A 14,582-nucleotide genomic window follows, 5' to 3' on the forward strand; every position below is an offset into this window, starting at 1 on the left:
GCCGGTGCCGCGCGGCACCGGCCCCCTCGCCGTTCTCCGACTCCTGCCGGCCTACTGCTGCGTCCAGCCCGGCGGCACCGCGCCGGGCGGCGGCTGCTGCGGGTCCTGCGGGGGCGCCGGCGGCTGCTGCCAGCCCTGACCGGGCGCGGGCTGCTGACCCCAGCCCTGGCCCGGCTGCGGGGAACCGCCCTGCTGGGGGTAAGGCTGCTGCTGGGGCTGCTGCTGCGGATAGCCCTGCGGCTGCTGCTGGTACTGCATGTGCGGGTTGCCGAAGCCCTGCTGAGTGCGGGCGATGTCCTCGGCGATGATGGCCGCGAGGTCGAAGTAGGCGTCTCGGGTCTTGGGGCGCATCATGTCGAGATCCACCTCGGCGCCGGCCGCGAGGTGCTCGTCGAAGGGCACCACCACGACCGCGCGGCAGCGCGTCTCGAAGTGCGCGACGATATCCTCCACCTTGATCATCTTGCCGGTCTCGCGGACCCCCGAGATCACCGTGACCGAGCGCTGGACGAGGTCGGCGAAGCCGTTCGCCGACAGCCAGTCGAGCGTGGTCGAGGCGCTGCTCGCGCCGTCCACCGAGGGCGTGGAGATGATGATCAACTGGTCGGCGAGGTCGAGGACTCCGCGCATCGCGCTGTAGAGCAGACCGGTGCCCGAGTCGGTGAGGATGATCGGGTACTGCCGGCCGAGGACCTCGAGCGCGCTGCGGTAGTCCTGGTCGTTGAAGGTGGTGGAGACCGCCGGGTCCACGTCGTTGGCGATGATCTCGAGACCCGAGGGCGCCTGCGAGGTGAAGCGGCGGATGTCCATGTAGCTGTTCAGCCGCGGGATCTCCTGGACCAGGTCACGGATGGTCGCGCCCGTCTCGCGCCGCACCCGCCGGCCCAGCGTGCCGGCGTCCGGGTTGGCGTCGATCGCCAGGATCTTGTCCTGCCGCTCGGTGGCGAGGGTGGCGCCCAGCGACATGGTCGTCGTGGTCTTGCCGACACCGCCCTTGAGGCTGATCACCGCGATCCGGTAGCAGGACATCACCGGGGTACGGATCAGCCCCAACTTCCGCTGCCGCTCGGCCTCTTCCTTCTTCGCGCCTAGCTTGAACCGCGACGGGCCCTGGTTGTTCTTGCGGGCCTTCGGCTGGTTGCGCAGCAGACGGTCGGAGGACAGCTCCACGGCCGCGTTGTAGCCGAGCGGGGTGCCGGGCGCGGCCTGCTGCTGCGGCGGAGCACCGGGGCCGGCCTGGGGACCGGGCGGGGCGGTCCAGCCCTGGTTGCCCTGGACGGGCGGGTTGCCGTAGGGCGTGGGCGCCTGTGGGGCCTGCGGGGCCTGAGGTTGAGCCGGAGGCGGCGGCGCGGGTGGGCCGGGCTGCTGGACCTGGTCCGGCTGCGGGTAGCCGTAACCGGCGGGGGGTTGCGGCTGACCTGCCTGGGGCGGGTAGCCGTAGCCGGGCTGCGGTGGGGCCGGGGGCTGGGGGTAGCCGTATCCGGCGGGCGGCTGGGGCGGGCCTGGCTGCACCGGCGGCTGTCCCGGCTGCGGCTGGCCCGCCTGGGGGGCCTGTTGCGGGTAGCCGTAACCGCCCTGCTGCGGGTGCGGGGGCGGGGGCTGGGGGGCCGCCTGGCGGGGGTCGACCGGGGCGGTGGGCTGTGCGCTCTGCGCCGGCTGACCGGGCTGAACGGCCGCCGGGCCGAAACCGCCCTGTGCGGGGGGCTGTTGGCCGGGTTGACCGGGCGGGGCCGGGGGCTGGGGGTAGCCGTATCCGGCGGGCGGCTGGGGCGGGCCGGGCTGCACCGGCGGCTGTCCCGGCTGCGTCTGTGTTGCCTGCGGGGTCTGCGGGGTCTGCGGGTAGCCGTAGGCACCGGGGTGCGGGGCCGGCTGGCCGGGCGTCACCGGGGGTTGGCCCGGCTGGGGCTGGGCCGCTGAGGCGGGGGACTGAGGGTCGCCGTATCCGCCCTGCGGGGCCGGCTGGCCGGGGTACGGCGGCTGGGGCTGGTCCGGCTGGGGCCGGCCTGCCTGCGAGGCTTGCTGCGGGTAGCCGTAGGCGCCCGCCTGTGGGTCGGGTTGGCCCGGCTGCTGCGCGGGGTCCAGGGGGACGAAGCCCTGCGGCAGCGGGGGGAGTCCGGGGGCGGTCTGGGGCGGCACGGGAGGCTGCCCAGGCTGCGGGGAGGCCTGCGGATGCCGGCCTTGGTCCGAGCTCTGCGCGTCCGGGGTCTGAACGTCGGGGGCCTGAGCGCCAGGGGTCTGGCCCTGGTCCGGCGTCTGGCCGGGCACGGTCTGGCCCTGGGGTGCGGCCGGGTGCGCGGGGGCTTCCGGGGTCGGGGAGCCGGCCGACTCGGCAGCAGCGGCCGCTGCTCCCGCCGCCGGAGCCGCGGTCGCCGGACCGGACTCGGTGTCCGGCTGTGGGATGGACCCGGTGTCGGGGCCGGTGTGGATGGGCTCCTCGCCGTCGGTGGCCGCGATCGACACGGCCGTGCCGTCGGCGGACGTCTCCTCCGGCTCGTCGTCGTCCCCGCCGAAGAGGCGCGCGGCCTCGGCGTCGGCGGCCGCGTAGTCGAACTCCGGCTCCTCCGACGCCTCGGGAGCGGCTGCGGGGGTGCCGGCGGCCGGGGTGGCGGTCGCGGAGGGAACGCCGGCGGCCGGTGTCGTCGTAGCGGACGAGCCGCCGAGGGTGTCCTCGTCGACCGGGCGCAGTACGGGGAAGCCGGGCGCGGCGGAGGCCTGGGCGGGTGCCGGCTGCTGCGGGGCGGCGGGCGGCTGGGCAGGGACCTGCTGCGGGGCGACGGCGGGCGGCTGGGTGGGAGTGTGCTGCTGCTGCTGCTGCTGCGGTGGGGCGGGCGGGGCCGGGGGCTGCACCTGGGGGGCGAAGCCGCCGGAGGTGTCCTGGCCGGGGTGGGGCGTGCCGAAGCCGCCGGAGGTGTCCTGGCCCGGCTGCTGCGGGTAGCCGTACGCGCCGGGCGGCGCGGGGGGCGTGGCCGGGCCGGGCTGCTGGGCCTGCGGATATCCATAGCCACCCGGCGCACCCGGAGTCGCGCCCTGGGCCGGTGCGGGCGGCTGGGGCGCGGTCGGGGGCTGCGGTGCCGTGCCCGGTGGTCCTGTCGGCGAGCCGACGGGCGGGCCGGTCGGGGGTGGGGGCGAGGGGGTGTCCTGGGCCGCGCCCCCGGCGGCACCCGTGCTCTGTGCGTACCAGGCGGGAGGCGTGTAGACGATTTCGAACTCGCCGGTGAGATCCACCTCGTGATCGTCCCCGTCCGAGGAAGGGCTCCCGCCGTTGTACTCGGACCGATCCCTGTTCACTGCTTGCCTCCTGGTCAGCCACTGCTGCTGAGCTGGTCGTCGTCGCTGTCGGGCGGACCGAGTGGCGAGTCCCACGCGACTGCGACCGTCACCGCACCACCAGAAGCCTAATCACTCGCATGGCGGGACGGGAAAGCCCCCATGGCCGTGGGAACAAAGCCCTTCGGGGTCTTCGGGGTTCTTCGGGGACAAGGCTCCCAGGGTCCGGAGGACAAAGCTCCGTGCGCGGGGGCTGAACCTCCCACGGGCGGGCGGCACTTGACGTCCCGTCGCGATCCCGCCCGCGGCCGACGGCACCTCAGTCCATCCGGCGGGCCACACCGAGCAGCCCCGTCTCCGCGTCGGTGGGTTCGGTCATGACGAACTTCTGGTGCTTGCGGGTGCACCACATGGCGACGCCGTCGTGCAGCGTCGGCAGATGCTGGAGCTGCTCCTCCGGAATGCCCAGAACATCCCGTACGACCTCGGTCTCGAACGGCGAGATGCGCTGGATGCCGACCAGATGAGCCTGCGACAGCCAGCGCGGCGCGTGCTCGCTGACGAACGGCAGCACCGTCACCACCGCCTGCCACGGCACGGACGTCACACGCCCGCGCGGCGGACGGATACCGCAGTCCCGGATCAGCACGACCGGGCTCGACACCGACGGCCCCTGCGCGGGCACCCGGCCCACCGGATAGACGGTGACGCACTGCTGGCCGCCGCCCGCCGCCTGCGCCAACTGCTGCCAGGCCTGCGGCCGTCCGGTCTCCACGCCCACGCGCGCACCCGTCGCCGCGGCGCGCAGCGCGAGCACCTGGGCGAGCCAGAGACCGCCCACGAGCACGACGTCGAAGGAGGTCGGCCGGGACAGTCCGAGCACGGCCGGCTGTCCCTCCGCGTCGGCGCCGATGAGCACACCGTCGTCACCGATGGGCATGCTGATCGCCGCGAGTTCCTCGGCGGTGACGACATGACGGTTGCGGCGCGGGCCGCGCAGCCCGAACCCCGGGCTGAAGATGCGCCGTTGCTGCTGCGCCGGCTCCGGCCGGCCGATGATCGGGATCATGCCGGTGTCGGTCGGGGAGGCCACGTGCGCGGGCGTCGTACGGCCGGGGGTGCGGCCCTGCTGTCCCGGGGGCATGGTCTGTGCGGGGTGGGACATCAGTAGGTACCTCCGAGCGGCAGGGTGGCGAGGGCTCCGGGGACCTGCTCCCGGTCGAGCCGCACGAGACCGACCTTCGCGGCACTCGCGGTCCGCTCCAACTCCCGCCCCACCTGGCCGAGTTCGTCGTCGCCGCGGGCGGTCACACGGACATGCCCGGTGAGTGAGACACCCCGGTTGCCGGCCTTGCTCAGGGTCATGCTGAACGTCGTCGCCAGCACCGGCAGCGAGGTGAACCGCGTGACCAGCTCGGGCAGGGCGACCCCGCCGTGGCCCAACTGCGGCCAGCGGGACACCCAGTACGTCGTGTGGTACCGGTCGTCGACCCGCCAGCTCCTCACCGACTCGACCGTACGGCGCTGGGTCCGCCCGTCCTGCGCGGTGCGCTGCTGGTTGGCGCGCGGGTTGAGACAGCTGGAGGTGGCCAGCGCCTGAGTCAGCTCGGTCTCGTCCAGGATGGTCGCCTTGAACCCGGCGCCGGCGAGCCGGCTCGACAGCTGGTCGGCGACGCGCAGCAGCGCCTTCTGGGTACCGGCAACGCCGTCCCCGCGCGCCTTGACCGCCTCCGGGCACAGCTCCGGGTCGAGCTTGAGCGCGACCCAGGTGAGCCGCAGCGCGGGCGAACCGACCTGCGCCTGCAGGGGGCCGTAGGACCGCGCGGCCAGCGACTGCGCGGGCAGGTGGGGTGCGGGCGCCGGCTGGGTGTGCTGCACGACCTGCACCGAGGCGAGCCGGATGCCGTCGACCTCCAGGGCGTCCTGGATCAGCTTGAGGGGCAGCTGCCGATGGGCGGCCGCGGGGCGCAGCGGCTCGTCCGCCGGCTGCACGAAGAGCACGGCGGTGAGGAAGGTCCCGTCGCCGATCATCCCGATCTGGCGGTTGTCACGGGAGACGAAGGCGTACGTCCGCAGGGCCGGGTCGCACTCCACGACCGGGGCCAGCATCGGCTCCGTCCCGGGCGGCACGGGCAGTTTGGCGTCACGCCGTCGCCGGCGCAGGGCACGGGTGGTCTCCCACCACTCCGGCAACGGCCGCCGACCGCGCCGCAGTACGGCCAGGAGCAGCAGCAACACCGCCACCGCACCGGCCGGAACGAGCAGCCAGGACACATCGGCGGCCCAGGCGGCCACCATGACCGCCGCGGCCATCTCGACCAGGATGAGCTGCTGCAGCCGTACCGGACCCAGACCGCCGGGCCTGGGCAGGGTGCGCGGAGAGGCGGCCACGGGAGCGGTCGACGCGGGCGGCGACGCCGTACCTCCGCCGCTGCCGTTCGGACCTCCCTGTTGCTGCGGTGCGCGGCGTCCGCGCCGAGTACTCGTAGCGCTGCTCATCCCCCGGGACATCCCTTTCGCGAATTCAGGCCCACGACATCGCTGTGGGCGGCTCACGGTACCCGTTGCGGAACGTCACGCGACACACGGGACACCGAAACCCCAGGTGACCACCCTGTCACGGACCGGCCCCGCGTGGTGGAGCGCTGCGGTGAAGCTCTGTGAAGATGCGGGGTCGGCCGCCGACCTGCGTCCCGGGGCCCCCGGGACGCAGGGCATAGTAGGGGCCTGCGTGGCCGAGGAAGCCGAAACGAAGCGGCCGAAGAAGCCGACGTAAGGCCGAAGAAGCCGACGTAAGGCCGAAGAAGCCGACGTAAGGCCGAAGAAGCCGACGTAAGGCCGAAGAGGCAGACATAAGACGGAGAAACGGGGATCACGGGGATCATGGCAAAGCGTCAGGACGAGCTCGCCGCCTACAACTTCGCTCGCAAGCGCACCGTCGCCGCCTTCCTGGCGCCGTCGCCCGGCGGTTCGGAGGAGGGCGCACCGCGCCCGATCAAGACGGTGACACCCAGCCTGGCGCTGGGCGTCGTTCTGGTGGTGGGCTTCATCGCGTGGGGCGTGATCAAGCCCTCGGCCCCGCAGGGCTGGGACACCCCGGGCGAATACATCATCGTCGACAGCGACTCCACGACGCGCTACGTCGTCCTCAACGACACGACGTCGAGCGGCAAGAAGGTCCCGACGCTGCACCCCGTCCTCAACTACGCCTCCGCCAAACTGCTGTTGGACAAGGGCAAGGGCAGCGTCCTGGAGGTCTCCGGCAAGGAGATCGACAAGAGCGGCATCGCCCACGGCGCGACCCTCGGCATCCCCTACGCCCCCGACCGGCTGCCCTCCGCGGGCGACGCGGAGAAGACGAAGACCTGGGCGGTGTGCGAGCGTCCGGCGCCGGGCTCGGGCAACAACCCGGACGGCAACATCGACCGCGCGGTGTTCGTCATGGACGCCACGGACGCGAAGTCGCTGAACGGCGCCGGTGCCGTCGACCCCCGCGAGGCGCTCTATGTCAAGGACACCAAGACGGGCGCGGAGTACCTGGTCGACGGCCAGGGGACCCGCTTCCCGCTGGGCGCGCCCGGGCTCGGCAACACGACCATGACACAGCTGCGTTCGGCGGTCATCGGCCAGCAGGCCGAGGCGCAGCCGGTGAGCCAGGAGTGGCTCGCCACCCTCAACCCCGGCCAGGCCATCACCTTCCCTGACGTCACCGGCGCGGGCTCCCCGACCTCGGTCAAGGGCCTGCCCGCGGAGGCGGGCACGGTGGGCCAGGTGCTGGAGTCGTCGGACGCGCAGGGCCGCCAGTTCTACGTCGTCCTCCAGGACAAGGTCGCCTCGATCTCACCCTTCGTGGCCGCCCTCCTGGAGCAGTCGCCCGACGCGCGGGGAAGCGGCGCCGTCAAGGTCGCCCCGAACGTCATCATCCAGGCCAACGGCGGTACGGCGGACAAGTTCTACGGCGACAAGGGCTGGCCGGAGGTCGTCCCCAAGCAGGCGAACCCGCCGGCGTCGGGGGTGGAAGCGGCCCGCACCACGTCCTGCAGCGTCTACAAGGGCACGATCGGCGCGGACAAGAAGCCGCAGCTGGCGACATGGGCGGGAACGGCGTACCCGAAGAAGGTCATCGCTGACTCGTTGAGCGCGTATGTGTCGTCCGGTTCCGGGCTGTTGTTCCAGGAGGTCACGGGTTCGGCGAGCGGCGGCGGAGCGTGGTACCTGCTGACGGACACGGGGTTGCGCTATTCCCTCCCGTCGAACAACGACAGTACGGCGAAGGGTAGTTCGGAGTCTTCGTCCTCTTCATCCTCTTCGTCGGGTTCGTCGGGGTCGTCGGACCCGTCCGGTTCGTCGGCGTCGGAGACGGACAAGGCGCGTACGCGACTGGGATACGAGGACGTGTCGACACCGGCGATCGTGCCGCAGACATGGGCGACATTCATCCCGAAGGGCCCCACTCTGGACACGCGCAGCGCCAGCCAGGAACAGAGTCAGTGACGTTCCGGGTGCGGAGTCGGTGACGTTCAACGGGCTTGTGGGTAAGGACACTTGAGGTGTACCGCGCTGCACGGGTCACAGTGGGACAGCTCAAGTGTGTGAGCCGTGTAACTGATTGGTCCTGTCTGTGGATGAGTGACAGGCTGACGATAGAGTGTTTGCAGCGCTCAACGGTGCGAAGCTTCTCCGGGCACCAGGCAAGGTTTCCCGGGATGTGATTCAACGACGACATGGGGGAAGGTCAACATGGCCGGCCAGTTCCGGGTAACCGAGGACGAACTCACCAAGCTCTCCGGCGACATCAACACCGCCAACGGCCAGCTCCAGAGCGAGATCCGCCGTCTGAACGGCGTCATCGAGCAGATCGCCGGCGGCTGGAAGGGCCAGGCGGCCACGTCGTACCACCAGCTGCAGGAGCGGTGGAACGCGGACGCGAAGAAGATGAGCGACATCCTCAACGACATCAAGGAAGCCGTGGACTCCACGCGGAGCAACTACACCGCGTCGGAAGAGGAGCAGAACTCCCAGATCAGCAAGATCATGTCGGACTTCGGCTGAGCCTCCGCGCTCCGCGAGCACGTCGTCAACTTGCCGACTTGCCGACTTGCCGACTTGCTGTCTCCCTGACCTCCCACGGTCTTTCCTGAATCTCCCCGAACTTCCTGAAAGGGAACGACGATGTCGATCCTCGTCAATTACGCAACCATCACCAACGCGTCCACGGACGTGAAGTCCACGGCCGGCCGCATCAAGCAGCAGCTCGACGACCTCGAGGCCGCGGTCAAGCGCGTCGCCGCCACCTGGGAAGGCGAGGCGCAGGAGGGTTACCAGCGCAAGCAGCGCGAGTGGGACCAGACCGCGCAGGACCTGCACAACACCCTGCTGAAGATCTCGACGGCGCTGCAGAGCGCGGCCGAGAGCTACCAGGCCACGGAGAAGAGCAACGCCGCGACCTGGGGCTGAGCCCGTCGGCGGGCCGAAGGACCTGAGGGACCCGAGGAACCTGAGGGACCTGAGATGAAGAGAATCGGCCCAGCCGACGCCACGGTGTCGGCTGGGCCGAGCTCTGCTTCGGGGTCGTACACAGCAAATTCGGCAAATCTTCACGTTCGCGGACTCGTCGCTGGTCGCCAGTCGCTGGTTGTCCGTTCGCTCGTCGTCCGTTCGCTGTCGTCTCGTCGGCAGAGGCATGTCTTCGTCATCAACTTCAAGGAAGCCCGGGGGGCCTGAACATGAGGGGCCTGGACGTGAAGGGCGCAGAAGCCCGTTCGCGTAGCCGCAAGAGCCGTGGAAGCGGTGAGACACGTACCGGTGGGACCCGCGCACTGCAGCGGGTTGTCGGCGTGCTCGCGGTAACCGGGTTGTGCGTGGTGTCGGCGCCGGTGGCGGTGGCAGTGCCGGATTCGGGTGCGGGCTCGGGTGCGGGCACGGGAACACACTCGGGAGACCGTCCCCCCGTGGACTTCGGCCTGGCGGACAGCTCGGAATGCGTCTTCGGCGGGAACGTCATCAAGTCGACGCCGTGGTCGCTGCAGCGCGTGCTCCTGGACCAGTTGTGGGCCCAGGCGACGGGGAAGGGCGTCACGGTCGCGGTCATCGACACGGGCGTGGACAGCTCCAACCCGCAGCTGAGCGGGGCGATGGCGGGGAGCGGCAAGTCATATGTCGACGGTGCCGCGAACAAGGACGTCGAGGGGCACGGCACCCGGGTGGCGGGCATCATCGCGGCGCGCCCCCTGACGGGCACGGGCTTCGAGGGCATCGCTCCGGACGCCAAGATCCTCTCTCTCCGCTACACGGGCGGGGAGAACAAGCAGGGCAACTCGAAGACGATGTCCGAGGCCATCTCGTACGCGGTGGCCCAGGGCGCGAAGATCATCAACATCTCGTCGGACACGTCGGACAAGGAAGACAACGACACGCTCCGCAACGCCGTTGCCGCGGCGGTGAACTCGGGCGCGCTGATCATCGCGGCCGCCGGCAACGACGGAGCGGACGGCAACACCGACAAGACGTACCCCGCCTCCTACCCGGGCGTCCTGGCGGTGGCCGCCTCCGACCGCAACGACGAACGCGCCTACTTCTCCCAGTCCGGCGACTTCGTGGACGTGGCGGCTCCGGGCGTCGACATGGTCTCGACGGTCCCGAAGAAGGGCCAGTGCACGGCGGACGGAACGAGCTTCGCGGCGCCGTACGTGGCGGGGGTGGCCGCCCTGCTGAAGGAGAAGCACCCCACGTGGAAGGCGGCCCAGATCGCCACCCGCATCGAGGAAACGGCCCAGCGCCCGAGCCGCGGCCCCAACCCGTTCATCGGCTGGGGAGTCATCGACCCGGTAGCCGCCCTGACGGATGACTCGACACCGGCCTCGACCCCGTCACCCGATCCGGTGACGAAGACGGGGTCTGGCAATGTCGTGCCCATGGCGGTGACTATGGGGGAGACGGAGGCGGAGAAGGACCGCCGGGTCGCCATCTATGTCCTGGGCACGGCGTTGGCGCTGGTCCTCGTGATCGCGGGGAGCGGGGTGGCCGTACGGGATTGGCGAAGCCGCCGGGTCGCCCTTGCTGCTGGGCGAACCGCGCAGTCCGGCCGGACGGGGCGGGCAGAGCGATGACGATGCCGAAACCGGTGCCGATGACGATGACGATGCCGATGGCTGCGGCGGTGGCGGCTGACAGCGCAGAAAAGTTTTGGAACAGGGGAGAGGACAACGGGGTATGAGCAACGGGATGCGGGTTGATCTGAGCGCGCTGGATGAGGTCATCCGGAAGCTCAATGGGCTTCTCTCGGACATGGATACGGCCAATACGAAGGCCAAGTACGAGACGGATATTCCGAGCAAGGCCTTCGGCAGCGCGGAGTTCCTGGAGTCCAACACGCTTCACGAGGCCCACCAGAAGCAGAAGGCCAGGATCGAGAAAATGATCACTGACCTGCACAAGCTGATCGATGACTTCGGTACGAGCACCTCGAAGGTCAGGGACAAGTACAGCAACCAGGAGCACGCGAACGCCCAGGGAGTGAGCGCGACTCCAAAGGGCGCGTCGGCCTACTGAGCGGTTCAGCGACCGGTTACTGACGGAGGGGATGTTCGAAGATGTATGGCGAGTACTACAGCCCTGAGCAGATCAAGGCTATGCAGGAAGCAGAGAAGGAGCGGATCAAGGACAAGCACGACCAGAAGCTTGAGTCACTCCCCGATGGCGGTATGGGAGGGCCTGACCGCTCCCAGATCGACACGCACTTCATGCAGATGGGTATTCCCAAGCTGCACTCCATGATCCTGGACGCGGACCCCAACCGCATCTACGAAGTCAGCCAGCACTGGAAGTCCGTACACAACATCTTGTCCGGCGGCGATGGCGACGGCAAGACGGGCGGTGTGGACACGGTTTCGTCGAAGGACAGCGTCGCGGGGATGATGCAGAGCGCCGTCGAGAATGTCCTTGAGCACTGGGAGGGCGACGCGGCGGAGGCCTTTCGTAAGAAGGCCAACGAGATCATTGGGAACATCCAGGTCGGAGCCGCATACGCCAATCAGTATGCGGAAACCATGCACGCCGTGCAGAACGACCTGCGGAACTCCATCACCAAAATGCGAGACGTCAAGGAGCCTTCCGGCTGGGATAGGGCCTGGGACAAGCTGACGGACGACAACCGCAGCGATGCGCAATTGTTGGCAGACATTAACAAGGGCGTGAGTACCGATGCCGCCCGCCAGGCGAACGCCGACTCCTTGTCAAAGGGAAAGGAAGAGCAGCTGAAGGGGGTGGCGATCATGGAGCAGTTGGCGGTGAACTACAAGGCTTACGCGAAGAATACGTATCTTGAAGAGAAACCGAAGGATCCCTTCTCGCCACCGAATCCCCAGACGCCCATGCCCACTCCGATCCCTGTGCCCTCTGCTGGCACCTCCCGCCCAAGCAGCGTAAACGGCACGGCCAAGCCGTGGAGCGCTGGGGCGACTGCAAGCATCAAGCCGACGCCGACCACGCCCACGACACCTTCTATGCCGCGTGAACCTGGCATCACAGGGGGCACACAGCTACCTACGGCCAGGACGAATGTGGACAGTATTGCTCCGGGCTTGAACGGAACTGGCCCCAGTACAGGAGTTGGCGGATCCAGCGTCGGCGGTGGCAGCTTCGGCACTGGTGGGGCGGCGAGTCCGAGTATCGGATCTCCTGGCGGAGCAGCTGGTCTCGCGGCTGGTTCTGCCGGAGGAATCGGAGCCGTGGGCGGTCGAGGCGGCCTTGCCGGCGGTGGAGCAGCGGCTGCTCGGGGCGCTGCAGGCCGAGCCGGTACGGGTGGCATGGGCGGACTCGGCGCAGCTGGCCGTGGCGGTGCCGGCGCTGGCGGTCGTGGAGCTCTCGCGAGGGCCCGCGGCGGCGTCGTAGGCGCCGCCAAGGGTGTCGGTGGCAAGGGTGCCGGTGGTGGTGCAGGCTTGCACGGCAGCCGGGGCGGATCGCAGCGCGGTGGTATGGCTGGTGCAGCTGGCGCGACTGGCAAGGGAAAGCGGTCTGGAGACGAGAACAACCGGGGCGACCGTCCCGACTACTTGGTCGAGGACGAAGAGACGTGGATTTCGGAAGAGGACCGTAACCGCAACGTACCGCGGACTATCGAGTAAGCAGACGAGCTGGACAGACGGAACGTATTCGTCTGTCTATGTCATAAGAGCTGGCGTAGCCAGTCGCAGCTGAGTGAGGAGCAGGGAGTTGGGTTTCAAGCGAGTCTGGCCCACGACAGGCGTCGTGGCATTGACGGGGGCCTTGCTCCTCACATCAGCACCTATCGCGTCGGCTGACCAAGTTCGTGACGCTCAGTGGCCGCTGACTGTGTACGGTGCAGGGAAGGTCTGGAATACCTCCCAAGGTGCTGGTGTCACGGTTGCTGTCGTTGACTCAGGCGTCGATGCCAACCACCCGGATCTCACGGGACAGGTTCTTGAAGGCAAGGACTTCAGCGGTGGTGGTGATCCTCATAAAGACACCGAAGGACATGGCACCGCCATGGCCAGCCTCATCGCTGCCCATGGACATGGGGTAAATGCTTCTTCAGGAGTGATGGGCCTCGCGCCGAAGGCCAAGATCCTTCCGGTCCGGGTGGAGTTGGGGGGAAACAAGCCCGTTACTGCAGAGGTAGCCTCTGGAATTCGCTATGCCGTCGATCAGGGTGCTTCTGTAATCAACCTCTCGCTTGGTGATGAAAATTCATATCCTGGTTCGAGAGTGGCCAAGGCAATTGAGTATGCCCAAGAACACGATGCCGTGGTGGTCGCGGCTACGGGCAATGATTCAGGCACCGTATCGTATCCAGCTGCCCTTCCAGGTGTAGTCGCTGTCTCTGGCGTCGATCAAAGTCTGAAATTCTGGTCTGACTCAAACACTGGCGATGTAACCGTCGCAGCGCCTGGAGTGGATCTCGCCCAGGCGGACCCGACTACAAAAAGCGGTTACTCGGTGGCAAGCGGAACCTCCGGCTCCGCCGCCTACGTCTCAGCCATCGTCGCCCTACTCCGCTCCAAGTACCCCGACCTAACCGCAGGCCAAATCATCAACCGCCTGATCAAGTCGGCCTCCTTCCTGAACAACACAGGCAAGACCGCCCCGGACAAGGAACTCGGCTACGGCATCGCCCGCCCGGGCTCGGCGTTGACGATGGACATCCCCAAGGGCCCCAAGGAGGGCCCCCTCGCCCAGGCGTCACCGTCCACCTCCGCCCAGTCCGGCTCGGCCTCCGGCAACGAGAGCTCAAGCCAGGCGGCGAAGAAGAAGAGCAAGTCGTCCTCCAGCGGCCTCCTGATCGCCGGCGTCGCAGGCGCAGTAATCATCATCGCCATCCTCTTCGCCGTGATCCGCAGCCGCCGAAACCGAGGCAACGGCGGCAACGGCCCCGGCGGCGGTACGCCCCCGCACGGCACGGGCTACCCGCCCCAGCCCCCGATGGGCTACCAGCAGCCGTACCCCAACACCCCTCCCAACCAGGGCTATCCCACCCCACCGGGCCAGGCTCCGCAGCAGCCCAACCCCTACGCGCAGCAGCCCCCTTATCAGGGACAGTAGAACCTGCGGCCAAGACGGCCCCGTCAGCATTGGCGGGGCCGTCTTGCTGCTCTCTGAAGAGACCTTTGCCAGCCTGACGCCGTAAGCCTGCCGACATCCCCTCCAGCAAACGTCAACCGACGGCCGTGACGCCAAGCACCCGTACGAGGCATTTGTGAACGGTGTGCCCAACAGCGGGCCTTGCCACCAACGCCCTCCGAGGCCCAACCCCCGCACCCCACCTCGGCCCTCAATCCGCCGTACGGACAGTGAAGCCAAGAGGTTGCCCCCAACGGCAGCCATATACCGGGTAGTTGGCGACTTTTCGATCTGCAAAGCCGCGCTATACTTTCCCTTTATCGACGTGCTCACATCAAGAGCGAGCACCTTCCGCTCCATGCGGAACGTGAACGACATGGGGGACACAGCGTGTCAGTCGGGACGGGGATCGAGGATCCGGGAGCACTGAATCGTGCGGGCTCCGGCGCGCGCGAGATCGCGGGGCAGACGCGAACCGCCGGTGCCCACCCCACGGACGAAACACGTACGGCATCCCGGGACTTCGGCGCAGGAAACTGGGACGGCGGGCTGGACACGGCACTTTCCAGTGTGGCGGAAACCTGGTCGTCCCAGGTCTCCGCTCTCGCGGCAAGGTGCGAAAGCCTCGCCACCCAGTGCGGCAACACAGGACTGCTGTACCAGCGTACCGAGGCCGTGAACACCCAGACCATGAACTCTCTGGCAAGCGACTTCGGCTGAACAAGGCTCACCGCCAC

General features: G+C 68.9%; 11 protein-coding genes. 8 read left to right on the forward strand and 3 right to left on the reverse strand.

Annotated features, from left to right (window positions below; genetic code table 11):
- Positions 1-51 precede the first annotated feature (51 nt).
- The 3 genes from ABZT17_RS30605 to eccE form a co-directional block, all read right to left on the reverse strand.
- Positions 52-3,288 carry an SCO5717 family growth-regulating ATPase gene (locus ABZT17_RS30605; RefSeq protein ID WP_356353478.1) on the reverse strand — a complete coding sequence of 1,079 codons (3,237 nt, stop codon included), beginning with the start codon at positions 3,286-3,288 and terminating at the stop codon, positions 52-54.
- 298 nt (positions 3,289-3,586) lie between these two features.
- Positions 3,587-4,432 carry a hypothetical protein gene (locus tag ABZT17_RS30610; protein WP_356353480.1) on the reverse strand — a complete coding sequence of 282 codons (846 nt, stop codon included), beginning with the start codon at positions 4,430-4,432 and terminating at the stop codon, positions 3,587-3,589.
- Entirely contained in the window at positions 4,432-5,766 is a 1,335-nt protein-coding gene (gene eccE / locus ABZT17_RS30615) for a type VII secretion protein EccE (RefSeq protein ID WP_356353481.1), read from the reverse strand. Before eccE ends, ABZT17_RS30610 begins: the two co-directional genes overlap by 1 nt.
- Before the next feature lie 384 nt (positions 5,767-6,150).
- Between eccE and eccB the strand changes: the two genes are divergently transcribed.
- From eccB to ABZT17_RS30655, 8 genes are all read left to right on the forward strand, one after another.
- Positions 6,151-7,761: a type VII secretion protein EccB gene (gene eccB, locus ABZT17_RS30620; protein WP_356353482.1), complete on the forward strand. Its 1,611-nt coding sequence runs from the start codon at positions 6,151-6,153 to the stop codon at positions 7,759-7,761.
- Positions 7,762-8,007: 246 nt separating this feature from the next.
- Positions 8,008-8,319 carry a WXG100 family type VII secretion target gene (locus tag ABZT17_RS30625; RefSeq protein WP_356353483.1) on the forward strand — a complete coding sequence of 104 codons (312 nt, stop codon included), beginning with the start codon at positions 8,008-8,010 and terminating at the stop codon, positions 8,317-8,319.
- A 120-nt stretch (positions 8,320-8,439) separates the two neighbouring features.
- Entirely contained in the window at positions 8,440-8,724 is a 285-nt protein-coding gene (locus ABZT17_RS30630; protein WP_356353484.1) for a WXG100 family type VII secretion target, read from the forward strand.
- 494 nt (positions 8,725-9,218) lie between these two features.
- Entirely contained in the window at positions 9,219-10,376 is a 1,158-nt protein-coding gene (gene mycP, locus ABZT17_RS30635) for a type VII secretion-associated serine protease mycosin (protein WP_356353485.1), read from the forward strand.
- Positions 10,377-10,479: 103 nt separating this feature from the next.
- Entirely contained in the window at positions 10,480-10,818 is a 339-nt protein-coding gene (locus ABZT17_RS30640) for a hypothetical protein (RefSeq protein ID WP_356353487.1), read from the forward strand.
- A gap of 41 nt (positions 10,819-10,859) precedes the next feature.
- Positions 10,860-12,392 (forward strand): hypothetical protein, encoded by a 1,533-nt coding sequence (locus ABZT17_RS30645; protein ID WP_356353489.1) that lies wholly within the window; start codon positions 10,860-10,862, stop codon positions 12,390-12,392.
- Between the two features lie 208 nt (positions 12,393-12,600).
- Complete coding sequence (locus ABZT17_RS30650) at positions 12,601-13,827, forward strand: S8 family serine peptidase (protein ID WP_356353557.1); 1,227 nt, start codon at positions 12,601-12,603, stop codon at positions 13,825-13,827.
- 408 nt (positions 13,828-14,235) lie between these two features.
- The gene (locus ABZT17_RS30655) at positions 14,236-14,565 is read left to right on the forward strand and encodes a hypothetical protein (RefSeq protein ID WP_356353491.1); all 330 of its coding nucleotides are present in this window, start codon (positions 14,236-14,238) and stop codon (positions 14,563-14,565) included.
- The last annotated feature ends 17 nt before the right edge of the window (positions 14,566-14,582 follow it).

Source organism: Streptomyces sp. NPDC005648, assembly GCF_040605395.1.
GTDB lineage: Bacteria > Actinomycetota > Actinomycetes > Streptomycetales > Streptomycetaceae > Streptomyces.

Excerpts from the sequence above, each read along its gene's own strand:
- ABZT17_RS30630 (WP_356353484.1), top strand. The coding sequence starts at position 8,440 with ATGTCGATCCTCGTCAATTACGCAACCATCACCAACGCGTCCACGGAC.
- ABZT17_RS30610 (WP_356353480.1), bottom strand. The coding sequence starts at position 4,432 with ATGTCCCACCCCGCACAGACCATGCCCCCGGGACAGCAGGGCCGCACC.
- eccE (WP_356353481.1), bottom strand. The coding sequence starts at position 5,766 with ATGAGCAGCGCTACGAGTACTCGGCGCGGACGCCGCGCACCGCAGCAA.
- ABZT17_RS30645 (WP_356353489.1), top strand. The coding sequence starts at position 10,860 with ATGTATGGCGAGTACTACAGCCCTGAGCAGATCAAGGCTATGCAGGAA.
- eccB (WP_356353482.1), top strand. The coding sequence starts at position 6,151 with ATGGCAAAGCGTCAGGACGAGCTCGCCGCCTACAACTTCGCTCGCAAG.
- ABZT17_RS30640 (WP_356353487.1), top strand. The coding sequence starts at position 10,480 with ATGAGCAACGGGATGCGGGTTGATCTGAGCGCGCTGGATGAGGTCATC.
- ABZT17_RS30625 (WP_356353483.1), top strand. The coding sequence starts at position 8,008 with ATGGCCGGCCAGTTCCGGGTAACCGAGGACGAACTCACCAAGCTCTCC.